This window comes from Paracoccus lichenicola, assembly GCF_009708075.1.
In the GTDB taxonomy this organism is placed as follows: Bacteria; Pseudomonadota; Alphaproteobacteria; order Rhodobacterales; family Rhodobacteraceae; genus Paracoccus; species Paracoccus lichenicola.
In genome coordinates this window covers 509,222-532,558 of sequence record NZ_WMBT01000002.1, presented here as the reverse complement: position 1 = coordinate 532,558, position 23,337 = coordinate 509,222, and the positions used below count along the sequence as shown (strand labels likewise).

19 protein-coding genes are annotated in these 23,337 nt (G+C 65.6%); 10 read left to right on the top strand and 9 right to left on the bottom strand.

The features are described 5' to 3' along the window. Nucleotides 1–143: 143 nt before the first annotated feature. From GIY56_RS06050 to GIY56_RS06035, 4 genes are all read right to left on the bottom strand, one after another. Nucleotides 144–962 (bottom strand): ATP-binding cassette domain-containing protein, encoded by an 819-nt coding sequence (locus tag GIY56_RS06050; protein ID WP_154763879.1) that lies wholly within the window; start codon nucleotides 960–962, stop codon nucleotides 144–146. A 3-nt stretch (nucleotides 963–965) separates the two neighbouring features. After that, nucleotides 966–1,961: an ABC transporter permease gene (locus GIY56_RS06045; RefSeq protein WP_154763878.1), complete on the bottom strand. Its 996-nt coding sequence runs from the start codon at nucleotides 1,959–1,961 to the stop codon at nucleotides 966–968. 10 nt (nucleotides 1,962–1,971) lie between these two features. Next, complete coding sequence (locus GIY56_RS06040) at nucleotides 1,972–3,015, bottom strand: ABC transporter permease (RefSeq protein ID WP_154763877.1); 1,044 nt, start codon at nucleotides 3,013–3,015, stop codon at nucleotides 1,972–1,974. 105 nt (nucleotides 3,016–3,120) lie between these two features. Beyond that, the gene (locus tag GIY56_RS06035; RefSeq protein ID WP_154763876.1) at nucleotides 3,121–4,095 is read right to left on the bottom strand and encodes a sugar ABC transporter substrate-binding protein; all 975 of its coding nucleotides are present in this window, start codon (nucleotides 4,093–4,095) and stop codon (nucleotides 3,121–3,123) included. A gap of 142 nt (nucleotides 4,096–4,237) precedes the next feature. Here GIY56_RS06035 and GIY56_RS06030 point away from each other — a divergent pair, with 142 nt between their 5' ends. Beyond that, on the top strand, nucleotides 4,238–5,272 hold the full coding sequence (locus GIY56_RS06030; protein ID WP_154763875.1) for a LacI family DNA-binding transcriptional regulator: 1,035 nt from the start codon (nucleotides 4,238–4,240) through the stop codon (nucleotides 5,270–5,272). Between the two features lie 460 nt (nucleotides 5,273–5,732). Next, nucleotides 5,733–7,118 (top strand): family 1 glycosylhydrolase, encoded by a 1,386-nt coding sequence (locus tag GIY56_RS06025; RefSeq protein WP_154763874.1) that lies wholly within the window; start codon nucleotides 5,733–5,735, stop codon nucleotides 7,116–7,118. Nucleotides 7,119–7,158: 40 nt separating this feature from the next. Here GIY56_RS06025 and GIY56_RS06020 read toward each other — a convergent pair whose 3' ends face one another. Together GIY56_RS06020 and GIY56_RS06015 are read right to left on the bottom strand one after the other, a co-directional pair. Further along, the gene (locus tag GIY56_RS06020; RefSeq protein WP_154763873.1) at nucleotides 7,159–8,319 is read right to left on the bottom strand and encodes a glycosyltransferase family 4 protein; all 1,161 of its coding nucleotides are present in this window, start codon (nucleotides 8,317–8,319) and stop codon (nucleotides 7,159–7,161) included. Beyond that, entirely contained in the window at nucleotides 8,312–9,247 is a 936-nt protein-coding gene (locus GIY56_RS06015; RefSeq protein ID WP_196053561.1) for a glycosyltransferase family 2 protein, read from the bottom strand. Before GIY56_RS06015 ends, GIY56_RS06020 begins: the two co-directional genes overlap by 8 nt. A gap of 268 nt (nucleotides 9,248–9,515) precedes the next feature. Here GIY56_RS06015 and GIY56_RS06010 point away from each other — a divergent pair, with 268 nt between their 5' ends. From GIY56_RS06010 to GIY56_RS18840, 5 genes are read left to right on the top strand one after another with little or no spacing between them, the layout of a single operon-like run. Continuing rightward, nucleotides 9,516–10,574 (top strand): glycosyltransferase family 2 protein, encoded by a 1,059-nt coding sequence (locus GIY56_RS06010; RefSeq protein ID WP_154763871.1) that lies wholly within the window; start codon nucleotides 9,516–9,518, stop codon nucleotides 10,572–10,574. A gap of 49 nt (nucleotides 10,575–10,623) precedes the next feature. Next, nucleotides 10,624–11,841, top strand: a complete 1,218-nt coding sequence (locus tag GIY56_RS06005) for a polysaccharide biosynthesis/export family protein (RefSeq protein ID WP_196053559.1) — start codon at nucleotides 10,624–10,626, stop codon at nucleotides 11,839–11,841. Further along, on the top strand, nucleotides 11,838–12,857 hold the full coding sequence (locus GIY56_RS06000; protein ID WP_154763869.1) for a hypothetical protein: 1,020 nt from the start codon (nucleotides 11,838–11,840) through the stop codon (nucleotides 12,855–12,857). Before GIY56_RS06005 ends, GIY56_RS06000 begins: the two co-directional genes overlap by 4 nt. Nucleotide 12,858: 1 nt before the next feature. Beyond that, a complete protein-coding gene (locus GIY56_RS05995) occupies nucleotides 12,859–13,659 on the top strand; it encodes a glycosyltransferase (RefSeq protein ID WP_154763868.1) in 801 nt (266 codons plus the stop codon). Continuing rightward, a complete protein-coding gene (locus GIY56_RS18840; RefSeq protein ID WP_154763867.1) occupies nucleotides 13,659–15,041 on the top strand; it encodes an O-antigen ligase family protein in 1,383 nt (460 codons plus the stop codon). Before GIY56_RS05995 ends, GIY56_RS18840 begins: the two co-directional genes overlap by 1 nt. A gap of 34 nt (nucleotides 15,042–15,075) precedes the next feature. Here the strand turns inward: GIY56_RS18840 and GIY56_RS05985 are convergent, their stop codons facing one another. Next, nucleotides 15,076–15,771: a sugar transferase gene (locus GIY56_RS05985; RefSeq protein WP_154763866.1), complete on the bottom strand. Its 696-nt coding sequence runs from the start codon at nucleotides 15,769–15,771 to the stop codon at nucleotides 15,076–15,078. A gap of 437 nt (nucleotides 15,772–16,208) precedes the next feature. Between GIY56_RS05985 and GIY56_RS05980 the strand changes: the two genes are divergently transcribed. Further along, nucleotides 16,209–16,967 carry a multidrug transporter gene (locus tag GIY56_RS05980; protein WP_154763865.1) on the top strand — a complete coding sequence of 253 codons (759 nt, stop codon included), beginning with the start codon at nucleotides 16,209–16,211 and terminating at the stop codon, nucleotides 16,965–16,967. A 66-nt stretch (nucleotides 16,968–17,033) separates the two neighbouring features. On the opposite strand, the gene GIY56_RS05975 is transcribed toward GIY56_RS05980, so the two are convergent. Then, on the bottom strand, nucleotides 17,034–18,116 hold the full coding sequence (locus tag GIY56_RS05975) for a cellulase family glycosylhydrolase (RefSeq protein ID WP_196053558.1): 1,083 nt from the start codon (nucleotides 18,114–18,116) through the stop codon (nucleotides 17,034–17,036). 297 nt (nucleotides 18,117–18,413) lie between these two features. On the opposite strand from GIY56_RS05975, the gene GIY56_RS05970 reads away from it, so the two are divergent. Then, nucleotides 18,414–19,799 carry an oligosaccharide flippase family protein gene (locus tag GIY56_RS05970; protein ID WP_196053557.1) on the top strand — a complete coding sequence of 462 codons (1,386 nt, stop codon included), beginning with the start codon at nucleotides 18,414–18,416 and terminating at the stop codon, nucleotides 19,797–19,799. A gap of 6 nt (nucleotides 19,800–19,805) precedes the next feature. After that, on the top strand, nucleotides 19,806–20,849 hold the full coding sequence (locus GIY56_RS05965) for an ATP-grasp domain-containing protein (protein WP_154763862.1): 1,044 nt from the start codon (nucleotides 19,806–19,808) through the stop codon (nucleotides 20,847–20,849). A 75-nt stretch (nucleotides 20,850–20,924) separates the two neighbouring features. On the opposite strand, the gene GIY56_RS05960 is transcribed toward GIY56_RS05965, so the two are convergent. Then, entirely contained in the window at nucleotides 20,925–23,213 is a 2,289-nt protein-coding gene (locus GIY56_RS05960; protein ID WP_154763861.1) for an arginine/lysine/ornithine decarboxylase, read from the bottom strand. Nucleotides 23,214–23,337: the final 124 nt, after the last annotated feature.

The following is a 23,337-nucleotide window of genomic DNA, read 5'->3' as shown; positions in this document are numbered from 1 at the left end:
TTGACCTTGGCCGGGATCGCCTCCAGCGGAAGATGGCGGTGCATGAAGGGGTCGATGGCAATGCGCATGAAGTCCTCGTGGGCGTGCAGGGTTAGGGCCGCCCGAGGCGTCGGGCGGGGCTGGATGGTCGGGTGAAACCGGGATCAGTGGACGGGTTGCGGCGGATGCCCGTCGTGGGTTTCCATGTAGGTCTCGATTTCCGCGCCCAGATCGGCCAGCGCCTCGCCGCCTGCCATCAGGTCGGTGATCTCCTCGCGCGACCGCTCGCCCTTCTTGAAGCTTGCGGCCAGGGCGCCGCGGATCAGCACCGCGAAGTGGTCCCCCACGGCCATGGCGTGCGTCACCTGGTGGGTGATGAAGATCACCGCGATGCCGCGCCGCTTGGCCTCCAGCACGATGCGCAGGACGTGGCTGGCCTGCTTCACGCCAAGGGCGGCGGTCGGTTCGTCCAGGATCAGCACGCGGGCGCCGAAATGGACCGCGCGGGCAATGGCCAGCGACTGGCGTTCCCCGCCCGACAACCCGCCGATCAGCCGGTCGCCGTCGTCGATGCGGGTGATGCCGAAGCTTTGCACGGCCTTGACCGCGACCTCGTTCGCGGTCTTGCGGTCGAAGACCTTGAACGGACCCCAACCCTTGGTCGGCTCCATCCCCACGAAGAAGGACCGGCCGATGGTCATCAGCGGGAAGGTGCCGCCGAACTGGTGAACGGTGGCGATGCCCCGGTCGGTCGCATCCTTGGGCCTTTCGAACAGCACCGGCTGCCCGTCCATCAGCATCTGCCCCGATGTGGGCCGGTGCACCCCCGCCAGCGTCTTGATCAGCGTGGACTTGCCCGCGCCGTTGTCGCCCAGCAGGCACAGGACCTCGCCCGCGTTCACCGTCAGCGAGATGTCGTGAAGCACGTCGATGGGTCCGAAGGACTTGTTGACGTTGCGCAGTTCCAGAACAGGTGTCGTCATGTTTCAATCCTCGCTCTTCTTCCGGGGCGCATAGCTCAGCGCCATCTTGCGGAAGGCATTGTTCATCAGGACGGCGACCAGCAGCATCACGCCGATGATCAGGCTGGACCAGTTGCGGTCAATCTGGGTGAAGTAGATGCCCTGGCTGACGATGGCGAAGGTCAGGGTGCCGATGAAGATGCCCAGCACCGATCCGAACCCCCCGGTCAGCAGCACGCCGCCGACCACCACCGAGACCACGGCGTTGAAGATGTAGTTCATGCCGCCCGACACCTGGGCCGAGTTGAACAGGATCGCGCCGCACATGCCCACGAAGGTGGCCGAGGTCGCCGACAGCACGAACAACCCGATGGTCAGCCGGTCCGTCGGAATGCCCGCGTTGCGCGCGCTGTCCTTGTCGCCGCCCAGGGCGAACAGCCAGTTGCCGATGGGCATCTTGTGGATCGCGACGAAATAGATGGCGGTGAAGCCCAGCCACCACAGGATGATGTTCTGGTAGTTGCCGCCGATCAGCGTGCCGAACAGCGTCTTGGCCCAGGCAGGGGCGTCAAGCGCCACCGATGCGTTGCCCGTCAGCAGCACCGAGGCCGACAGCACGATCCCCTGCATCGCCACCAGCGTGGCCAGCGTGATGATCAGCGACGGCACCGAGGTGCGGACGGTCAGGATGCCGTTGATCAGCCCGACCACCACGCCCAGGGCCAGGGCGGCCAGGATGCCCACGGCGATGGGCATACCGTAGTGGCCCGACACGATGGCCACCGTCATCGACCCGGCGGGGATCATCGCGCCGATCGAGATGTCAAGCTCGCCCGCAATCATCAGCAGCCCCACGGGCAGGGCGACGATGCCGAGGTTCGCCGCGAAGTTCACCCAGCTGGCCGCCCCCGAGAAGCGTCCCAGGTCTGCGCCCGCGAAAAGGACAAAGAACAGCGCGACCGCGACCAGGCTGAGAACGGCGCCGGATTCAGGCTTGCGAAGAAAGGTTCCGAAGGACATGGCGTTTCCCCTATTTCCGTTTCCGCGCCGAATAGCTCAGCGACATGTTGCGGAAGGTGTCGTTCATCAGAACCGCCACCAGCAGCAGCGCGCCGATGATCACCGATCCCAGGTTGGGATCGAAGCCGGTGAAGTAGATGCCCTGGTTCACCATGGAGAACGTGATGGTGCCCAGCACGATCCCCAGGACCGAACCGAAGCCCCCGGTCAGCAGCACGCCGCCGATCACCACGCACATGATCGAGTTGAAGATGAAGGACTGTCCGCCCGCCACCTGCGCGCTTTGATAGACCATGGCCTGACCCACGCCCACGAAGGCGGCGGCAAAGCCCGACATCATGAACAGGCCGATGGTCAGCCGGTCGGTCGGGATGCCCGCGTTGCGGGCGGAAATGCGGTCGCCCCCAAGGGCATAGATCCAGTTCCCGACCGGCGAGACGTGCAACAGCCAGCCGATCACGACGATGAAGGCGGCCCACCAGAACACCGTGACCTGGAACATGCCGCCGATGAAGCTGCCCAGGATCGTCTTGGAAACGGCGGTGGGCGCCATCGAGGTGCTGGTCGATCCGGTCAGCATCACCGCAAGGCCCAGCGTCAGCCCCATCACGGCGAACATGGTGCCGATGGTGACGATCAGCGACGGCACCCCGGTCCGGTTCACGGCAAATCCGTTGACGAAGCCGACGGCCAGTCCCACCCCCAGGGCGGCGATGATGCCGACGATCTCGGGCAGGCCGTAAAAGCCGGTGATGATCGCCAGCGTCATCGACGATGCCGGGATGATCGCGCCCACCGACATGTCGAGTTCGCCCGCGATCATCAGCAGCCCGACGGGAAGGGCGATGATGCCGATCTCGGCCGCGACGTTCAGCCAGCTGGCAAAGCCCGCGGGCGAGACGAAGACCTGGCCGCCGAAGACCGCGAAAAAGACGAACACCGCGATCAGGCCAAGAAGCGAGCCCATCTCGGGGCGCCTGACGGCCTGGCCCAGCCACGCGCCGGACCGGCCCGTGCTTGGCGTCTTGGGGTTCGTGGAAACGGCTGCTGCCATCTGATGTTCTCCCATGAGCCTGGATATGCTGCCCCTGAGCGACAACACGGCGTGGCGGATCGCCCGGCGTCCGTGGCCGGCCGATCCGAAGCGTTCAGGCTGTGATCAGCGGGTGCCGGCCGTCATGCCGGCGGCGGTCGCCTCGACATTGGCGGCATCGACGATGCCGGGACCGGTCAGGATTTCCCGGGTCGGGACCTGCAGGCCGTGATTGACATGGCCGTTCAGCAGCGCAACGGCCAGGAAGCCTTGCAGATAGCCCTGCTGGTCGATGGCGCAGGCCTGCTTGCCGGTCCGGATGTTCTCGATGATCGTTTCGTCGAAGTTGATGCCGCACAGCTGGACCTGGCCGGCCTTTCCGGCCTGCGCGATCCCCGAGATGGCCGAGTTCGCATCGACGTTGCCGACGGCGAACAGCGCGTTGATGTCGGGGTTCTGCAGCAGATGCGCGCGCACCGCCTGGGCGACCGCTGTGGCCGAGCCGAACGAGGTCGCGGGCAGCGGCAGGGCCGAACCCGACCCGCCGGCCTCGGTGATGCCGTCGATGAAGCCCTTGCAGAAGGCTTCCACGTTGGCCGCACCCGGCAGGGTGTTGATGCACAGGCCGTTCTTCTGGCCCTTCTCGGCCAGGTATTTGCCACCGGCGGCGCCCGCCTTGTAGTCGTCCGAGCCGATATAGTTCAGCGCGCCCAGCCGATCGGCCGCGGCCAGCCCGCCCGCGTTGATGATGACCATCGGAATTCCGGCGTCGCGCACGGCCTGGAACGCGGGGTCCATCGCCTCGGGCACCCAGTTCGGCGCCACGACGGCGTCCGCGCCCTGGTCGATGGCCTGGCGGATCAGTTCGGCCGCATCGACGCCAAGGTTGTCATAGTTCTGCGGGCCAAGCCAGGTGACCGAGCCGCCTTCCTTCTCGGCGACGATCCCGGCGTCCTCGGCCCCGCGCTTGACGATCGACCAGAACGGATCGTCGGGCTTGCCGCCGACGACGAAGATGTCGGCCGCCATGACGGCGGTGGCAGCGCAGGCGGCCACGATCGCAGTCGAGGCCATGGCCGCGAAACGGCTTAATTTGGACATTCTTTCCTCCCTATCCCATCACCGACGGGTTCCACTGGCGCATTTCCTACCTCAATGAAGAAAGTTTTGAAACCGCTTGATGCGTGCTGATGAATGATTGTATCAAACCATATCATTCATTCTGACATCGACGGACCCACCCATGAAAAGCCCGACAATCGCCGATCTGGCAAAGGCGGCGGATGTGTCCGTCTCGACGGTGAACCGCATCATCGCGGGATCGGCATCGGTGCGGGGCACGACGATGCAGCGGGTGCAGGCCGCTGCCGAAAAGATCGGCTTCTACGGAATCGCGACCATCGAGGATCGGGTCCGCAAGTCGGCCCCGAACTTTCGCCTGGGATTTCTGCTCCAGCAATCCAAGCGGGAACTGTACCAGCTTTTCAGCCGCCGGATCGTCGCGGCCTGCCATGAACGGCGCGACGAGGTGATCCATCCCACGGTCGAGTTCGTCGATCTGCTGACGCCCGAAAACATCGCGGCCCGGCTGAAATCGCTGGGCGCGGCGAACGACGCCGTGGCCGTGATCGCGGCCGACCACCCCGTCATCGCGCAGGCCATCGGCGAGCTGAAAGAGGCAGGAACCCCGGTGGTGGCCTATATCTCGGATCAGTCCGCGCCCGCACGGGCCGCTTACGTGGGCACGGACAACTGGAAGCTGGGACGCACTGCCGCCTGGCTGATCACCCAGATGACCTCCCGGCCGGGGCGGATCGCGGTCTTTCTGGGCAACCACCGCTACCAATGCCAGGACGTGGCGGATGCGGGGTTCCGGTCCTTCATCCGGGAACATGCGCCCAACCTGCTGGTCGAAGACAGCCGGCCCACCCACGAGGAGGCCCGGGAAGCCTATCGGATGGTCAAGCACCTGATCGACAGCACCGACGACTTGGCGGGGATCCTGATCGTCGGGGGCGGCGTTTCGGGCGTCCTGCAAGCCTTGCGGGAAACGCCGGCCGAACGCCGGCGGGGCATCCGGCTTGTGTGCCGCGACATCGGACCCGAAACCCGCAAGGGCCTGTCCGAAGGGTTGATCACGGCGGCCCTGGCGCATCCGCTGGAACACATGTCCGCCGCCCTGGTCCAGACCATGATCGATTCCATCGGCCAGCCGGAAAGCACCACGATCCTGCAACGCAACGTCCCGTTCGAGATCATCACGCAGGAAAACATCTGACGGGCGGCGGAAATCCGCTTTGATGGAGCGCCGTGCCGGGTCCCGCAGGCCTGCGGCCTGCCGCATCGCCAGGACGCGCACCGGCCGGCGTTCCCGGCCTGCTGCAGGCCCGGGTGCGGGCGCGGTTCCGGGGTCTTCGACAGCTCCCTTGGCAGGCGCGTCCTCGCAGCCTTTGGTGCCTGCATCCCGGTCTTCAGCGCCATCCCCGATGGCTTGAGGAAGGCCCGCGATCTTCCTGACCTGCGCCGTTCCGCAATGCGCGTTTCCCCGGGGCAATCCGTCTTACCGCGACGATTTTAATCAACCGAAGATTGTTCCAATTGAACATGCAAAATAGCCTGTAAGCGTGCATTTGCCGATGCCTTGGCAGATTGCTGCCGCCTTGATCCTGAAGATGCTGACGCCCGCCGGTTGATGGCGTAGCCCTTGCCCACGAAAAATCGAACAAGGACCTGTATGAATGGTAGTTCAAGTAAAACCGGGACAGTTGGGAATTGCGACGCCTTTCGGAGAGTTGCTGGGCAACTCGACGGCGGAAATGGAAAGAGAGCTTCAGGATTATGTCGAGATGGGCGTGGACTGGATCCGCATCGACATCCACTGGGACCTCGTCCAGCCGACCGCCAATGGCGGCTTCAACTGGACCCTGGTCGACCGGGTCTTCAACGCGATCGAGGCCAAGGGCATCAAGATCACGGCTGTCTTGAACGACACGCCCGACTGGGTGAACGACAACCTGTCCTCGTGGTCGGATCAGCAGGCGTTCGGGCGCTTTGCCGCGGCGGCAGCGGCCCGCTATGACACCGTGGTGGACCACTGGGAAATCTTCAACGAGCAGAACAAGGCCGGGATCACGCCGCAAGCCTATACCGAGATGCTGAAGCAGGCCTATACCGCCATCAAGGCGGTGGACGCCGACGACGTGGTCATCACCGGGGGGACCGCGGCGGTCCCCTCGACCGGCAACGGCATGTGGGGCGCGGTCGATTACCTCCAGCAGATGTATGCCGCCGGCGCCAAGGGCTATTTCGACGCGGTGGGCTATCATCCCTATACCTTCCCGCTGATGCCCAGCAACAACGCGGCCTGGAACGGCTGGCAGATCATGGAGGACGGCATCCGCCAGACCATGGTCAACAACGGCGACGGCGACAAGCAGATCTGGATGACCGAGTTCGGCGCCAAGACCACCGGCGGCGGCGTCACCGTCAGCGCGGCGGACGCGGCGCAGATGCTGCGCGAGGCCGTCGATCTGGCCCAGGACAACGCCTGGGCGGGACCGATCATGTGGTTTTCCTATCAGGACTCCACCTACGAGCCGGGCTTCGGCCTGCGCGACGGGAACGGCAACGGGCGCGAGGCCTATTACGTGTTCAAGGACCTCGCGAACAAGGATGCCGGCAGCGGCCAGTTGATGAGCCGGGAAACCAGCAACGTGACGGTCGGAAAGACCATCCAGGGCACCAACGGCAACGACGTGCTGCAGGGCGGCTCGGGCAATGACGTGCTGAACGCGGGCGGCGGGCAGGACACCCTGGGCGGCGGTGCGGGCGCGGATGCCTTCGTCTTCGGACAGACGGGTCTTTGGGACCGCATCATCGACTGGAACGACGGCGACAAGATCGACCTGAGCGGCATCGACGCCAACACGGACTGGTCCGGCACCCAGGACTTCAGGCTTGTCGGCTCGAAATGGTTGAGCGCCGCGGGCGACCTGGGCGTCTATGCCAGCACGGCCCACAACAAGACCTATGTCCAGGCCAACCTGGACGGCGACAAGGAATTCGAGATCAGCATCGTGCTGAACGGCGTCCATCAGCTGGATGCGGCGGACTTCGTTTTCTGATCGGCGGTTTCAGGCCGAATTAAAAGCGGCACCGGGCGCGTCAGCGTCCGGTGTTTTCATTCACCAACCGGTTGTAGAGCGCGGTCATGTCCTTCGACATCCGCTCGGCCGTGTAGCGCGCCAGATAGCGGCGGTGCCCGTTCCTTCCGAACCGCACCAGGTCGGCGTCCGAGGCGGCGCGGATCAGCGCCACGATCCCGTCCACGTCGTCCGGCTGGAACAGGCGGCCGGTGTCCCCGTCCACGACGATGTCCTGCAATCCGCCCACCCGGCTTGCGAACACGGCAAGACCGGCCTGCATGGCCTCGGCGGCGACCAGGCCGAAGCCTTCCCAGCGAGAGGGAACCAGCAGAAGGTCGGCCCTGCGATACAGATCGAAAACCGCTGTCCGGTCCTGCCACCCCAGGATCTGCACGTTCGGGGGGCAATCCGGCAGCGCCTCCTTCGAGGTGATGCTGCTGCCGATGGCGATGCCGTCCGCCTCGTCTTCCAACCGGCGCATGACCTCCAGGAAGGTGTCGAAGCCCTTCTGGCGGTCGAAGCGTCCGGCAAAGGCGATCAGCCTGCGGCCGGGCCGCCGGTCCGGGACCGCGGGCGTGGACCGCGGGTCCGGTTCAGGCTGGCCTGCCGCACCCCGGGGGCTGATGCCGTTCTCGATCACGACCAGCCGGTCCTCGGGGATGCCGAAGGCCGCCGCCTCGCGCCGTTCGTAATCCGAGATGCAGACGATTCGGTCGCTGCTTGTGGCAAGCCAGCGTTCCACCGCCCCGATCACCGCCTGCGATCTGCGGGATCCCTGCCGTGAGAATGCCCAGCCATGCGGGCAATAGATGACCTGCGTTTCCTTCGGGAACAGCGGCGCCAGGACCCGGATCGCGGCGCCGGCAAAGGTCGAATGGATATGCAGGATGTCGGGCCGGGTGCGGCGGACATGCCGCAGGGTCTGCATGGCCATCGACAGCAGGGCCATGGGCGACCGGCTGCGGCGATGGCGGAACGCGATCAGGGTGAAGCGCGGCCCCGACAGATCCGCCAGCGCCTCGCGGTTGATCTCCGGGGTCAGCAGGTCGATGTGGACATCCGGCAGGCTGCGCAACTGCGCTCCCACCAGTTCGTCCAGATAAGACACGACCCCGCCCAGCGGGGCCTCGGTGACATGGGTTACCCGGCGCAGGGACCCGGCGCGCGGCGTTTCAGCCATGGCGGGTCCGGGTCAGGGTGTCGCGGACCCGGCCATAAAGGCCGGGCGCCGCCCCTCGGGCCAGAAGCATGGCGGCCCGCCGCGGCGCCAGGCCGCCATGCCGGACGGCCGAGGCCAGAAGCGAGAGAGAGCGGAACGGCTGCTGGCGCGCGATCTGCGGCACCAGGAAGCGGGCCAGATAGCCGTGCATCGCGCGCGGGGTAAGCCGGCCGGCCTGCCGCGCCGCCCATTCGCGCACTTCGGACTGGGACGTGGTATAGCTGAGCCGGCCGCTGGGCCGGTCGTCATACCAGATCACCTCGGGGTCGGGCAGCATTCGGAAGCGCGCCCCCGCCTCCTCGAGCCGCAGGCACAGGTCGAGATCCTCGAGGCAGCGCAGGCCGGTGTCGAAGCCCACCTGCAGGAACAAGGCGCGCGGAATGACCAGGGTCGAGGTCTGCATCAGCCCGTCGTCGGCAAACAGGTAATCGCCGACGGGTTCGTCGGGACCGATGGCGCGGTCGGGCTTGATCATCCGGTTTCCGGGACCCCGGTCGAAGAACAGGGGCGAATACCAGACCGTCCGGTCCGCCTGGCCCTCTGCCTGGCCATCCGCCTGGATCGCCGCGCTCAGCCGCTCCAGCTTGGAGGGCAGGAATTCGTCGTCGGAATCCAGGAAGGCTAGGTAAGACCCGCGGGCTGCGCGTGCCCCGGTGTTCCGGGCGGCGGAAGCGCCGGCATTGGCCTGGCGGATGCAGCGGATGCGCGGATCGTCCATGGCTTCGACCGCGTCCGCGGTGCCGTCGCGCGACCCGTCGTCCACGACGATGATCTCGAAATCGGGGCAGGTCTGGGCAAGGCAGGACGCGATGGCCCGTCCGATCTGATCCACCCGGTTGTAGGCGGGAATGATGACCGAAAACTGCGGCGCCCGGTCCGCCTCCGGCACGTGGGCGGAACCGCTGTCCGGTTTGTTCAGGCGTGCGGATCCGTCCAGGCCGTCATCCCCGATTCCGGCTGCGTCTTTCTTGACCAAATCCACCATCAACCCGCATAAAAATCCATTCAGGCCCGCGGCTCAACCGGATTGTGAACAGACAACGCCCTGCCGCGCAAAGATGCTCTATCACATCGTGTTCTTAGCCGGTATTGTAATCTGGAAATATCTGCTAATGGCAATGATTATGTTGATCAACCCGTGATGAGTTTTCGTTAAAATGGCCAATCCTTTTCAACTTTCTGTTGTGATCCCCAACCTGAACAGGGCGTCTTCCCTGGTGCGCGCGGTGCTGTCGGTGCGCGACGACAGCCCGGATGCGGAAATCATTGTCGTGGATGACTGTTCCGATGCCGATCTTTCCGCCGAATATGCCTGTTTGCAGGACATCGGCGTTCGCGTCTTCCGGCAGGAGGTTCGCAGGCGCGGCGGCGCGGCCCGCAACCGGGGTGTCCGCCATGCATCCGGGACGCATGTGAGCTTTCTTGATTCGGACGATGTCTGGATGCCCGGACGGCACGACCGGATCCGCCGGTTCTATGGCGTGCCCGGAACAGAGCGGACCGTTCTGGTCAGCGGTGCGCTGCTTCATGTGAACGGAGAGATTCGCAAGCCGCATCAGCCCTTGTGGCGGCCCGGCAGCGCGCTGGTCGATTACGTTTACCGCGACATGGGCCGGGTCCAGACATCCATGATGACCCTGCCGATCGAGATCGCCCGCGCCTGCCCCTGGGACGAGACCTTGCGGGTCAACCAGGATACCGACCTGGCGATGCGGCTGGACCGGCTGGGGATCGGCTTTCACATCGATTCCGAACCCGGCATCATCAAGGAGGAAAGCATCTGCCCCGGCCGGCTGACCACCGGAACCGAGACAGCCGACCTGTCCCATGCCTGGTACCGGCGCGAATCGGCGGATTGGTCGCCCGCCGCCAGAAGCGGCTATCACCTGCAGGACCGCGTCTGGCGGCTGGCCGATTCCGGCCGCCGCCGCGAAGCCTTCGCGGCCCTGGCCCGCAGCCTGTGCCCGCCGGTGTCCTTGCGGGAAACCCTGCGGCGGGCGCTTTGCATGACGGTGCGACCGCAGCTTTATGAACGGCTCCGCGAAAGCTATCGCGCCCGGGTGCAGGTGCCCCGGGCGGTCGATGCCGTCCAGAAGGCGGCGGGCGAGACATGGCGCGTCCTGGACGCCCGGGCGCACAGCTTTTGCGCCGTGGCGCAGTCCGGGTTCGGTCAGCGGGGGCAGGAACCTGCATCCGCGGCAGTCGAGGCGGCCTGACATGGGGTTCTCGGTCGAAGCCATGAAGCGAACCCTCGGATTTCTGGGAATGCTGTTTGCCGGACTTCTGTTCCTTGCGGCGCCCGCCAGTGCGGAACACAGGATCGCCTCGGGCGAGACGCTGGAAATCTTCACGTTCCGCGTGCCCGAACTGACGCAGCAGGTGGTCGTCGATATCGACGGCCAGATCGCCTTTCCGCCGCTGGGGCAGATCCCGGCGGCAGGAAAGACCGTGGGCGAGGTCGCGTCCCTGATCCAGGAACGGCTGGCCGGGATGGACATCATGCTGGATGCGCAGGTGACCGTGGGGCTTGTCGCGGTCCGGCCGGTCGTGGTCGGGGGCGATGTCGCCCAGCCGGGAGCCATTCCCCATGAAGGCGGGATGACGGTGCGGCGCGCCATCGCCCTGGCCGGGGGGCTTGGGACCCTGCGCCCCGAAATGGGGACCGCGATCGAGATTCGCGCGGAACGGGATGCCACGGCCGCCGAACTGCTGGGACGGCGCGCGACCCTGGCGCGCGCGCGGGCCGAACTGGCCGGCCAGGCCGATCTGACCCCGTCCGATCTTCCCGGCCTTGCCGAGGGCGAGCGGGATGCCGTTCTGGCCCTGGCCAACAGCCTGCTGGATGCGGCCCGCGCCGAAAGCGACGCCCAGAAGGCGTATCTGGACCGCGACCTGCAGATCGTCCGGAACCGGATCGAGCGGCTGGTCCAGCAGGGCCAGCATCAGAAGGCCTTGGTTGACCAGCAGACCGCCGAGGTCGCCCGCTATACCGACATGCAAAGCCGCGGACTGACCCCGCAGACCCGCGTGTCCGAGGAATACAGGACGCTGAACGAGTTGCGCAGCAACCTGTCCGAGACCGAGGCCTATATCGCCGATGTCACGCGCGAGCGTGAAAGCGTGCTGCACGAGATCAACCGCCATGACGCGCGCCGCAATGCGGCGCTCGAGGGGGAAATCCAGACCGTCCTGGCCGAGATCGGCGCCCTGGAGGCCCGGCTGAAGGGTGCCACGGCACGGCTGGCGCAGCTTGGGCTGGCCGGAAACGATGCGGTGACGGTGACGGTGTATCGCGTGACCGACGGGCAGGAGGTGCCGATCATCGCGACGCAAGGCACCGCGTTGCAGCCCGGCGATCTGGTCGAGGTCGAGCTGCCGGACAGCTTCCTGGGCGTGGCAAGCAGCGGATCGACCGTTGTCTCGCAGTCGTCCGGCCGGTCCGAACAGCTTCAGGGCCGCATCCTGCAAAGGGCCACTCCATGAACCACATCAACACCTCCGACCTGACGGCGGCCAGGCCCGCGGCGGCCTTTACCCTGGGGGACGTGTTCAACGCGGTCCGGCGCAGCCCGTTCCTGGTGATCCTGCTGACCGCGCTTGGCGGCGGCGGCGCCTTCGTGGCCGCCAAGGTCATGCCGGACACCTATTCGGCGACGGCCAAGCTGATCTCGGATGCGGACCGGTCGGGTCTCATCTCTCTGGCCGCGCCGGAAACCGTGGCCACGGCCGAGGATTCCGCCACCGCGACCATTGTCGAGACCATCGCCACCCCCGTTGCGCTTGGTCACGCGCTGGACGGCCTGACGCCCGAACTGCGCGCCGAACTGGCGGCGGCGGTGGAGTTTCCCCCCGAGGCTGCGGGGGACGAGGCGTTGCAGCGGGCGATGCTGATCCGGCACATGTCGCGCAACCTGGAGGTCAGCAACAGCGGCAGATCCTATGTGGTCCAGATCAGCTACAGCTCCGAAAGCCCCGAACTGTCGGCGGGCGTCGCCAACGCGGTTGCCGCCGGCTATCTCAAGCTGCGTTCGGACCTGCGGCTGAACGTCTATCGGCAGATGCTGACCAACCTGGAACACGAGATCGAGGAGCTGACCAACAATCTGGAACTGGCCGAGCGCCGCGCCCAGACCACGCGCGAAAGGGGACGGCTGCTGTCCATGCGGTTCGAGACCCTGACCGGACAGAAGCAGGACGAGGCGATCGACGCCAGCGCGGGCGTCTATGCCCAGCAGCGCGAGGCCGAACGCGAGGTCGAGGCGACGGCGGCGGTTTACGAACGGATGCTGCTGGAACACCGCCAGATCCAGAGCCGGATCGGCGCGCCCGAACTGACCGTGCAGCTGTTCGCGCCCGCGGTCGTGCCCCTGAGTCCCTCGGGGTTCAACGCCAAGCCGGTGATCCTGGCCCTGGGGCTGGTGGCAGGGTTCCTGTTGGGCGCCTCGCTTGCCATCCTGCGCGACGCATGGCGCCGCCGCCGCCTTGCTCGGAGGACCTGACATGCCTGAACCCTTGCCGGATCTTTGCGTGCTGATTCCCGTCTTCAAGGATCAGGCCGGGCTGGTCGAGACGCTGGAGGTCCTGGGCGCCGAAAGCCATCCCTTCGACATCGTCGTGGTGGACGACGGCTCGCCCGAACCCATCCGCTGCGCATCGCGTTATGGCAGCCACCCCGTCACGCTGCATCGGCTGGACCGCAACCGGGGGATCGAACACGCCCTGAACGCGGGGCTGGAGATGATCCTGTCGCGCGGATACCGCCATGTCGCCCGCCTGGATTGCGGCGATCTGCCCCTGCCGGGCCGGTTCGAGCGGCAGGTCGCGTTTCTGGATGCCCATCCCGAGGTCGGCATGGTGGGAACCTGGGCGCGCTGCGTGAACGACGACGGGGACTATCTGTTCACGCTGCGCTTCCCGACCGACCATGACAGGATCCTGCGCCATCAGCGCTATGTCCCCGCGCTGCTGCATCCGACGATCATGATCCGGGCCAAGGCGCTGCGCGAGGTCGGGCTTTATTCCGACCGCTACAAGACCGCCGAGGATTACGACCTGTTCATCCGCATGGGCCGGCGCTGGCGCCTGGCCAACATCCCCGAGGTCCTGACCCAGTACATCGTCAGCGACACCGGCACCACGGCGGCCAAGCGCAAGCGCAACCTGGTGGCGCGGCTGCGGATCCAGAAGGACAACTTCGCCCTGACCGACCCGCACGCCTGGGCGGGACTGGCCCGCACGGCGCTGTTCATGGCGATTCCCTTCAACTGGCTGACGGCGGTCAAGAAAAGGGCCTGGAAATAGTGACCGTTGCTGCCGGCAGGATGCCACTCGCGGCGGCACAGGCGCCGGCGCTGATCATCGTGATGGTTGTCGCCACGGTGTTCAACGACCTGAAGCCGCTGCTGCCCGCGGGCGAGATGGCCAACGATGCCTTCATCTATGTCGTGCCCTTCGCGCTGCTTCATTTCCTGCGCCAGCCCGGGGGCTTCATGGTCCCCAGGGTCTTCTTCGTGCTGACGCTCGCCTTTCTGCTGGTGATCGTCCTGGGCGTCGCCATCAACTTCGACGAGATCGCGACCGTCTGGTACAAGGGACGCTCGGGGATGAGCCGGGTCATCACGCAGGGCATGGCGGTCGCCCTTGGGCCGGTGGTGGCGCTGATGTTCTTCAACTTCGCGGTCCGGGGCGCGCTGCCCGCGATCTCCCGCGGCGCCTGGATCGCGTTGATGCTGATGACCGGGGTGGCGGTGTTCGAGGTCGCGTCCTGGCTGAACATCCCGGGGCTGACCCAGGTTCACGAGGCCCTGTCCCTGATCATCCATGCCGAAAGCGGCACCTTCTATCCCCCACGGCTGCGCATGACGGCGTTCGAGGCATCCTGGGCCGCGGTCATGCTGACCTTCATCTTTCCCTTCGCCATCACGCTGGGGGGCAGGCGCAGGGTGGCGCTGGTCGCCGGACTTGTCGTGCTGCTGGTGCTGCTGTTGCAGTCGCGCACCGGGATGCTTGTGATCGCGGTGCAGTTCATCCTGTTCCTGGCGGGCTTCTTCCGGCATCGCAAGGACATCATCGTTCATGCGGCCACGGTTGCGGGCTTGGCCGCGCTGACGATGATGATGATCCCCAGCGTCCAGACATCGGTCATGGAAAAGGGCAGCAACCTGGTCCGCTATGGCAGCATGAACGGGCTGATCGACCAGACGGCGGGCGTCACCGAGAACGTGTCCAACGTCACCCGCTTGGCGGCCATCCGCGCAGGGCTGTCGATGTTCGAGGAGCGTCCGCTGTTGGGGGTGGGGCTTGGCCAATACGGATTTAACTATCCCTATCACATCCGGGCCGAGGATCTGCGCAGCTACGAGGTCCGCGCTTATGCGACTTCGGGCGATGCCGCAAATGCCTGGCCGCCCGCCTATTCGCTCCATGTCCGGCTGCTGGCCGAGACGGGCCTGATCGGCTATCTGCTCTGGCTGGCGATGATCGTGCCGTTGCTGCTGCGGTCGCTGTCGCGTTCGACCGGTGCGACCTATGTGGGCCGGCTTCACCTGGCGGTGGCCATGACGCTGACCGGCTGGGTCATGCTGGGGGCCAGCATCGACAGCTTCCGCTTTTTCGGGGGGTGGATCGCCCTGGGGGTCGGCCTGGCGCTCTGGCGATCCCCGTCCCGGCAGGCGGAACGCTAGACCTGCGGAAACCCCCGACCGGCAGGGGGTATCCTCAGCGTCCGGTCTTCTGGAGCATGGCGACGACCGTCATCGCCATGATCCTGATATCCGTCCACAGCATGACGTTCTGTTCATATTCCACGTCCATGCGGATGCGTTCGGCATAGGACACGTCATTTCGTCCCGTCGTCTGCCACATGCCGGTCAGGCCGGGGCGCAGGCGCAGATAGGTCGCGGCGTCCTGGCCATAGCGGCGCAGCTCGTCCATGACGATCGGACGCGGCCCGACCAGGCTCATGTCGCCGCGCAGGACGTTCAGCAGTTGCGGAAGCTCGTCCAGGCTGGTCTTGCGCAGGATCGCGCCCAGCCTGGTGACCCGGGGGTCGTCGGTCAGCTTCTGGGATTCGGCCCATTCCTCCTGCTTGTCAGGGGAGCCTTCCAGAAGCTTGGGCAGCATGGTTTCCGCCCCGGCAACCATGGTGCGCAGCTTCAGGCAGCCGAAGATCCGGCCGTCGCGGCCCACCCTCTTGTGGGAAAAGAAAGGATTCTGCCGTTCGGTCAGGAAAATCGCTGCCGCCAGCAGAAGAACGATCGGCAAGACGACCGGAAGGGCAGCCAGGACCACCGCGCTGTCGAACACCCTCTTGAAATGGCGCGAATACAGGGATTGCCCGGCATCATGGAAATTTCCAGAGATCGCACCCGCATGGCGATCCGAACGAAGGACGATATTGTTGATGTCTTCCATGACCATTTAACCCCAATGACGACTAACAGGATGAAGGCATCCCTAAACTTTGCCTAAAATTAAACGAATTGTCTTTGGTTGAGCAATTATTATAAACACAACCATTTGGGGAAATTTCTGGGGAGTGTTGTTTAACTGCCGAAAACATGGGGAATATTGAATTTCCGCGCCGGATCGCCGCCGGCAAGACGGCGGATTCACGCCTCTTTCTGGTCACCGACAGCGGGCAAGCGATGTCTCAAAGGGCAGGTTGATAAGTCACGGGCGACAGAGCGGACCTTGACCAGCGATTCACGGGCATCCGTTCGCCCGTCGGACGCGGGATTCCGTCTTCGGACCTGCCTGATTCATGACGGGCAATTCGTGTAAAGCATTGATGACAGATTGACGACATTCACCCCTTGGGGCACCGTGCCCGGAAAAACCGGGAGAGGGACATGAACAGGATCGGGCAATCGCCGGTCCCCGCGCGCGCGGTGGGCCAAACGACCCGAAGCATTCGCATCGCGCGGATCGACGCGGTCATGGGCGGCATCTTCCTGCTGGTGCTTCTTCTCAGCCTTTTGGGCACGGCGCTGACCTATTCCAGCGCGAACCCGGCGCTGCAAAGGATTGCCGCGCTGTTCCTGTTCGAGGAAGAACGGAACCTGCCGACCTTGTTCAACTTCACCCTGCTGGTGGCGAACATGGTCGCCTTGGGGACCGTCGCCGTCTTCGCCTTCGGAGGCAACGACAGGTGGCGCTGGCATTGGCTTTTCCTTGCCCTGTTCTTCCTGTTCCTGGCCTATGACGAGGCGGCGCAAGTCCATGAAGGCCTCAACAGGGTGATGGACGGCGTCGTGGATGCCAGCGGCTTTCTTGCCTTTGCCTGGGTCGTTCCCGGCATCGCGGTCGTGCTTGCGATCGGGCTGGCGTTCGGCCGCTTCCTGCTGGCCCTTCCCGGGCGCAGCGCGAGGGGGTTTCTTCTGGCCGGCGTGCTGTATGTGGGCGGCGCTATCGGGGTCGAGATGATCGGGGCGAATCTCTGGTGGAGCCATGGCTGGGACAACGTGGCCTACAGCCTTCTGGCCACGCTCGAGGAAACGCTCGAGATGACCGGGCTGATCGTTCTTCTTCATGCGACGCTGGGCGTTCTTTCCGGACCCGGCGGATCCTTGCGCTTCGAGGTCCGGCGCGGCGGGGGCGGGGACGTGTGAAGCCCCGCCCGGTCCGCAGGGCGGTCGGGAATGCCGGGCGCTGGCCCTGCTTTCCCGGTGTCCCGTTCAGGGCTGTTCGGAAAGGATGCTTTCCAGGACCTCGCGGGCGGGCTTGGGGCGGTCGTCCCCGGCGATCAGGCCGAACCAGTCCTCGCGGTCCTCGGGATCGGTCCCCCGGTCGCGATAGCTGTACCAGAACAGCGGTCCCAGCCACGGGGTTTCGCGCGCCAGCGCGACGCTGGCGGCCAGCAGCTCGGCCTGCCGGGCCTCGGACACGCCGCCATTGGCCTCGTTCGTCGGGGCACCGTATTCGGTGATCCAGATCGCCTTGGCCTCGTCGCCATGCTCGGCCATGACGGCCCGAAGCGGTCCGGCCATCAAGCCCCACGAATTCCCCCTTGCCCGCAGATCCGGCAGGTCCGCCCCGGTATAGGGATGAAAGGCGACCGCGTCGAAGCTGTCCCCGGCGCCTTCGGCATAAACGGTTTCCAGGAATTCGACGGCGGCAATCGCCGGCGGCTCTCCCCAAAGATTGGTCCGGGTGGCGGCGGCCAGCCCGCCCAGGATGATGGTCGCGCCGGGGTCGGCCGCACGGATCGCGGCGGATCCTTCCTTCAGCAGGGCCGCATAGGCGGCCGCGTCGGGGCGGGGCGGGAAGGGGCCTTCCAGGTTCGGCTCGTTCCAGATTTCCCAGGTGTGGATGCCGCGCGGCGCGTAGCGGGCGACAGCCGCCTTCAGGAAGCGGCCGAAGTCCTGCGGATCCCGGGGCGGAGAAGGGCGTTCGGGATCCTGCCAGGCCCATTCCGGCGTCGAACCCACGACCGGCAGCACCCTGATGCCGAAAACGCCGGCCAGGTCGATGATCCGGTCCATGTCGCGCCAGTCATAGCTGTCCGGCCCGTCGGCCTGCACGGAAGCCCAGTAAAGATCCGTGCGCAGCCAGCGCACCCCCATCGACGCGTAATCCGCGAACTCGGCGCGCAGATCCAGGCTGTCCTGCCAGCGCAAGGTGTCAAGCGCCACGGCAAGGCCCAGGGTGTCGTCGGGGATGGCGGAAGGCTGGGCGGCGCTTTCCCCTGCCAGGGTGCCCAGAACGAAAGCAAATGCCGCCAGCCCGGCAACAATGTCGTGATGCAGCCTGTGCGCCACGCGGCGCGCGACATCAGCCCCGCCAGATCGTGCGGAACGCGGAAATCTGGGGAAAAAAGCCATTCTGGGCATGATCCGGGATTGCGGCCGGGTGGGTGAGTTCATGGGACATCCTGTCTGGCGGTGGGGCAGGCGGTGCATCTGATCGGGGAAAAGCTGCCTGGGAGGCTGCAGGTTTCTTGTGATTGGCACATTGCCCCGATACCAGTCGGCAGACAACAACAACGCAAGACCCCAATGTTCAGAATATGGATCGGAGCTTCGACCGCGGATGCGGTCGTGCGTCTTGCTGCGCAGATGGCCAGCACGATGGTCGTTGCCCGCATCCTGTCGCCAGCCGAATTCGGCCTGGCGGCAATGGTGCTGGGGCTGAACACCATCATGGGCGCCTTTATCGGACTGCCCTTCGAGGAATCCCTGACCCAGCGGCGGCGCCTTTACACGTCGCATCTGGAAACGTCGCTGTTCGCGTCGATGCTGTTGACGGGCGCCGCGATCGTGCTGTCGATCCTGATGGGTCCGCTGATCGAACACTGGGTGGATGCGCCGGGTTTCGCGGCCTGCCTGATCTTTTCCAGCCTGCTGCTGTTGTGGCAGGGACCGGGCGCCGTGTCCAAGGCGGTGGCGCGGCGGTCCCGGCGGTTCGTCGAGATCTCGACCTGCCAGGCCCTCAGCACCGTCATCGCCTCCGTCGTGTCGGTCCTGGCTGCCATGGCAGGCTGGGGCGTCTATTCGCTGCTGCTGCAGCGCCTGCTGCCGAATGTCCTTTATCCCGTGCTGGCGGTCGTGTTCCTGTGGTGGCGCGGCCAGAGGATCTGGATCCCGGTGCGCTGGCACGGCGAACGGTTCCGGGAAATCTTCCGGTTCTCGTGGCTGCATCTGGCCGATGTGGGCGTCACCTCCGCCGCTCCGGCGGCGCTGGCCTTTCTGGTCAACGCCGTGTTCGGCGCAGTCACGCTGGGCCAGCTGAACATCGCGTTGCGGATCGTCGATCCCTTGCGGATGGCGCTGATGGGGGTCGGGCACAATCTTGCCTTCTCGGTCCTGGTGCGGCTGCAAGGCGATCCGCCGCGGCTTGTCCAGAAGGCCGGCGACATCGCGTCAGGCGTCGCGGTTCTGGCGGTTCCGGCCTTTGTCGGACTGGCCGCCAGCGCGCCCGTGCTGCTTCCGCTGCTGGTCGGGCCGGGTTGGGAACTTGCCGTGCCGCTGTCGCAGATCCTGTGCCTGGCCGTGGGCCTGTCCTTGCCCTTCCGGTTCTACTATTCGTCCTATTCGGCGCTTGGGCGGCCGGAATACGGGCTGATCGGCAGCACCGTCGGACTGGTCTTCATGGTCGCGGGCTTCGTGCTGACCGCCTGGTTCGACGGCCACATCGCCGCGCCGGTCGCCTTTCTGACCTATGAGGTCGCCGCGACCCTCGTGGCCCTGGTCTATGCGCAGCGTCTTGTCCGCGGGGGCGCGGCGTCAGCCTTGCTGCGCATCGGGCGGATCTGGCTGGCGGCGCTGGTGATGGCCGGGGTCATTACCGCAGTCTACTTCCGCAAGGATGTTCCCGACATCTCGCCGTCCAATCTGCTGGCCATCATCGCCACGGGCGCGATCACTTATCCTATTGCGCTGTGGGTGACATGTCGTCCATGCTTCAGGGAACTGATATCCCTGCTTCGCAATCGCGGCTTGTGAGAATTCATGATCACCTTTGTCGCTACGGACGACCATCAGTACACGGTGCGCGACGTGCTCGAAACCCGCGACCACCCCCTGCATGGGCGTATTATGATCCTCGGCTATGCCGAGTTCCTGGCCTTCCGGCGCCTGCCTCGTTCGATCTATGTCTTTGTCGATCTCGAACGCCTGGACGCCGCGGCGGCGCGGCAGGTCGTGGACCGGATCGAGGCCTTGCAGAAGGTCTGCCCCGACTGCAAGGTGCTGAACCGGCCCGACCGGGTCGGCACCCGCCTGGACGTGATGCGGCGGCTGCACGAGGCCGGGATCAACGACTTCCGGATGCTGCCGGTCACCACCCCGCCCGAGGCGTTCCGCTATCCGGTGTTCCTGCGCCGGGCGGACGATCACGAGGGACCGAAGTCCGCCCTGATCGAAACCCCGCAAGCCCTGCGCGAGGCAGTCGCGGCCCTCGATCCGGCGGACCGGCAGGGCGACCGCTTCGCCATCACCGAATACGTGGATGCCCGCAACCACCTGGGCCTGCACGAAAAGCGGTCCTATACGCGCGTGCATGACCGGCTTTTCCCTTCGGCGCTGGATCAAAGCCAGGACTGGGTCTGCAAGGGCGAATATACCGATCCCAACACCAGGCCCGATCCCCAACGGGAACTGGCGTTCCTGCAAAGCAATGCGGACATCGAGGTGCTGCGCGCGGCCTTCGATGCGGCGCATCTCCAGTACGGGCGTGCCGATTACGCCCTGGTCGATGGCCGCCCGCAGATCTTCGAGATCAACAGCAATCCCTGGCTGGAGCCGCCCGAGCAGGTGCCGGCCGAGGCGCGCGCCGGTGCCGAACACATCGTCCAGGCCTGGATCGACGCGCTTGCGCAGCTGGCCGACAGCGCACCCGCGCCCGTGACCTGGCTGGATGTTCCCAAGGCGACAGGCAAGGTCCCGCGGGGATTGTCGCGCCGCGGCCTGGCCCGTTCGATCCTGCGCGGGTTGAACCAGCTTCACAACGAAACGCAGGCCATGCAGTTGATGCGCCGCTTCAAGCTGATCTGAAAGGCCCGGCCCGGCTGCGGCCTTCCTTGCGGCCCGCCGTCCGGCTGCAAGGCGGCTGCCGCGCAGGCCGGTCGTTCAGCTTGCCACGCAGTCGGCATAGTGACGCACCACGCCGTCCGGTCCCGTTTCCAGCACAAGCCCGTGGATGTCCGTCTCGAACCCGGGACATTCGCGCGCGAAGTCGCGGTTGAACCGCAGGTAGTCCACGATCTTGGCGTTGAACGTCTCGCCCGGGACCAGCAGCGGGATGCCGGGCGGATAGGGGGTCACCAGGCTGGTCGTGATCCGGCCTTCCAGATCGTCGATGGGCACCCGTTCGGTCTTGCGGCGGGCGATGTGGGAAAAGGCCTCGGTCGGCGTCATCGCCGGGTAGTGGTCGGTCAGGTAGATCTCGGTCGAGAGGCGCGCGACATCGTATTTCGCGTAAAGCGCATGGACGTGCTGGGAAAGCTGGCGCAGGCCCATGCCTTCGTAGCGGGGATGCTTGGCGCAGAATTCCGGCATCACGCGCCACAAGGGCTGGTTGCGGTCATAGTCGTCCTTGAACTGCTGCAGCGCCGCGACCAGCGTGTTCCAGCGGCCCTTGGTGATGCCGATGGTGAACAGGATGAAGAAGCTGTAAAGCCCGGTCTTTTCCACCACCACGCCATGTTCGGCCAGGTATTTCGACACGATGGACGCGGGGATGCCCGTGGCATCGAAGCGCCCCTCGATGTCCAGGCCGGGGGTGATGATGGTGGCCTTGATCGGGTCCAGCATGTTGAACCCCGGCGCCATGTCGCCGAAACCGTGCCAGCTGTCCTCGCCATCGCGCTGCACGCCCTCGCTGTCGGTGCGGCGCAGCACCCAGTCCTTGGTGCGGCCGATGCCTTCCTCTTCCAGCGCGTCCGGTCCCCAGACCTGGAACCACCAGTCCTTGTCGCCGAACTCGGCATCGACCTTGCGCATGGCGCGGCGGAAATCCAGGGCTTCCAGGATGGATTCCTCGACCAGGGCGGTGCCGCCCGGCGGCTCCATCATCGCGGCGGCCACATCGCAGCTGGCGATGATGGAATATTGCGGACTGGTCGAGGTGTGCATCAAGTAGGATTCGTTGAACAGGTGCCGGTCGAGCTTCGTTTCCTCGGAATCCTGGACCAGGACGTGGCTGGCCTGGCTGATCCCCGCCAGCAGCTTGTGGATCGACTGGGTGGCATAGGTCACGGCGTGCCTGGTGCGGTCGCGGTTGCGGCCCATGGCGTGATAGGTGCCGTAGAAGGGGTGAAAGGCCGCGTGGGGAATCCAGGCCTCGTCGAAATGCAGGTTCTCGACATAGCCGTCGAGCATCCGCTTGATTTCCTCGGTGTTGTAGAGCACGCCGTCATAGGTGGACTGGGTCAGCGTCATGATGCGGGGCTTGACCGCATCGGCATCCACGCCCTCCAGCAGCGGGTTCGCGCGGATCTTGGCGCGGATGGATTCGGGTTCGAACTCGGCGTGGGCAATGGGACCGATGATGCCCCAGTGGTTGCGGGTGGGGCGCAAAAAGACCGGGATCGCGCCGGTCATGATGATCGAATGCAGGATCGACTTGTGACAGTTGCGGTCCACGACCACCACGTCGCCCGGCGCGACCGTGTGGTGCCAGACCATCTTGTTCGAGGTCGAGGTCCCGTTCGTCACGAAGAAGCAGTGGTCGGCGTTGAAGATCCGCGCGGCGTTCCGTTCGGACGCGCCGATGGCGCCGTTGTGGTCCAGCAGCTGGCCCAGTTCCTCGACCGCGTTGCACACATCGGCCCGCAGCATGTTCTCGCCATAGAACTGGTGATACATCTGGCCGATGGGCGATTTCAGGAAGGCCACGCCGCCGGAATGGCCGGGGCAGTGCCAGGAATAGGATCCGTCCTCGGCGTAATCCAGCAGCGCCTTGAAGAAGGGGGGCTGGATGCCCTCCAGATAGGTCTTGGCCTCGCGGATGATGTGCTTGGCCACGAATTCCGGCGTATCCTCGAACATGTGGATGAAGCCGTGCAATTCGCGCAGGATGTCGTTGGGCAGGTGGCGGCTGGTCTTGGTCTCGCCATGCAGGAAGATCGGCACGTCGGCGTTCTTCCAGCGCACCTCCTCGATGAAGGAGCGCAGGTTCAGGACGGCGGGGTCAAGGTCGGGACCGGGGCTGAACTCCTCGTCGTCGATCGACAGCACGAAGGCGCTGGCGCGGCTTTGCTGCTGGGCGAACTGCGACAGATCCCCATAGCTGGTGGCGCCCAGAACCTCGAACCCCTCGCGCTCGATGGCGTCGGCCAGGGCGCGGATGCCCAGGCCCGAGGTGTTTTCGGACCGGAAATCCTCGTCGATGATGACGATGGGAAAGCGGAATTTCATGGGCTGTCCTTCTGATCAGCAACGCCGGTGCCCGTTCTTTCCAGTGCAGGCCGCGCCGTCAAGGCCAAGGGGGCCGGCCCGGCAGGCGCAAGGACGGCTGCCAGCCCGCGTGACGGCCCTGCGT

What these genes read in the sequence shown, in the direction of transcription:
- GIY56_RS06050 (WP_154763879.1), bottom strand. Translation starts at nt 962, where the DNA reads ATGACGACACCTGTTCTGGAACTGCGCAACGTCAACAAGTCCTTCGGA.
- GIY56_RS06045 (WP_154763878.1), bottom strand. Translation starts at nt 1,961, where the DNA reads ATGTCCTTCGGAACCTTTCTTCGCAAGCCTGAATCCGGCGCCGTTCTC.
- GIY56_RS06040 (WP_154763877.1), bottom strand. Translation starts at nt 3,015, where the DNA reads ATGGCAGCAGCCGTTTCCACGAACCCCAAGACGCCAAGCACGGGCCGG.
- GIY56_RS06035 (WP_154763876.1), bottom strand. Translation starts at nt 4,095, where the DNA reads ATGTCCAAATTAAGCCGTTTCGCGGCCATGGCCTCGACTGCGATCGTG.
- GIY56_RS06030 (WP_154763875.1), top strand. Translation starts at nt 4,238, where the DNA reads ATGAAAAGCCCGACAATCGCCGATCTGGCAAAGGCGGCGGATGTGTCC.
- GIY56_RS06025 (WP_154763874.1), top strand. Translation starts at nt 5,733, where the DNA reads ATGGTAGTTCAAGTAAAACCGGGACAGTTGGGAATTGCGACGCCTTTC.
- GIY56_RS06020 (WP_154763873.1), bottom strand. Translation starts at nt 8,319, where the DNA reads ATGGCTGAAACGCCGCGCGCCGGGTCCCTGCGCCGGGTAACCCATGTC.
- GIY56_RS06010 (WP_154763871.1), top strand. Translation starts at nt 9,516, where the DNA reads ATGGCCAATCCTTTTCAACTTTCTGTTGTGATCCCCAACCTGAACAGG.
- GIY56_RS06005 (WP_196053559.1), top strand. Translation starts at nt 10,624, where the DNA reads ATGCTGTTTGCCGGACTTCTGTTCCTTGCGGCGCCCGCCAGTGCGGAA.
- GIY56_RS06000 (WP_154763869.1), top strand. Translation starts at nt 11,838, where the DNA reads ATGAACCACATCAACACCTCCGACCTGACGGCGGCCAGGCCCGCGGCG.
- GIY56_RS05995 (WP_154763868.1), top strand. Translation starts at nt 12,859, where the DNA reads ATGCCTGAACCCTTGCCGGATCTTTGCGTGCTGATTCCCGTCTTCAAG.
- GIY56_RS05985 (WP_154763866.1), bottom strand. Translation starts at nt 15,771, where the DNA reads ATGGAAGACATCAACAATATCGTCCTTCGTTCGGATCGCCATGCGGGT.
- GIY56_RS05980 (WP_154763865.1), top strand. Translation starts at nt 16,209, where the DNA reads ATGAACAGGATCGGGCAATCGCCGGTCCCCGCGCGCGCGGTGGGCCAA.
- GIY56_RS05970 (WP_196053557.1), top strand. Translation starts at nt 18,414, where the DNA reads ATGGCCAGCACGATGGTCGTTGCCCGCATCCTGTCGCCAGCCGAATTC.
- GIY56_RS05965 (WP_154763862.1), top strand. Translation starts at nt 19,806, where the DNA reads ATGATCACCTTTGTCGCTACGGACGACCATCAGTACACGGTGCGCGAC.
- GIY56_RS05960 (WP_154763861.1), bottom strand. Translation starts at nt 23,213, where the DNA reads ATGAAATTCCGCTTTCCCATCGTCATCATCGACGAGGATTTCCGGTCC.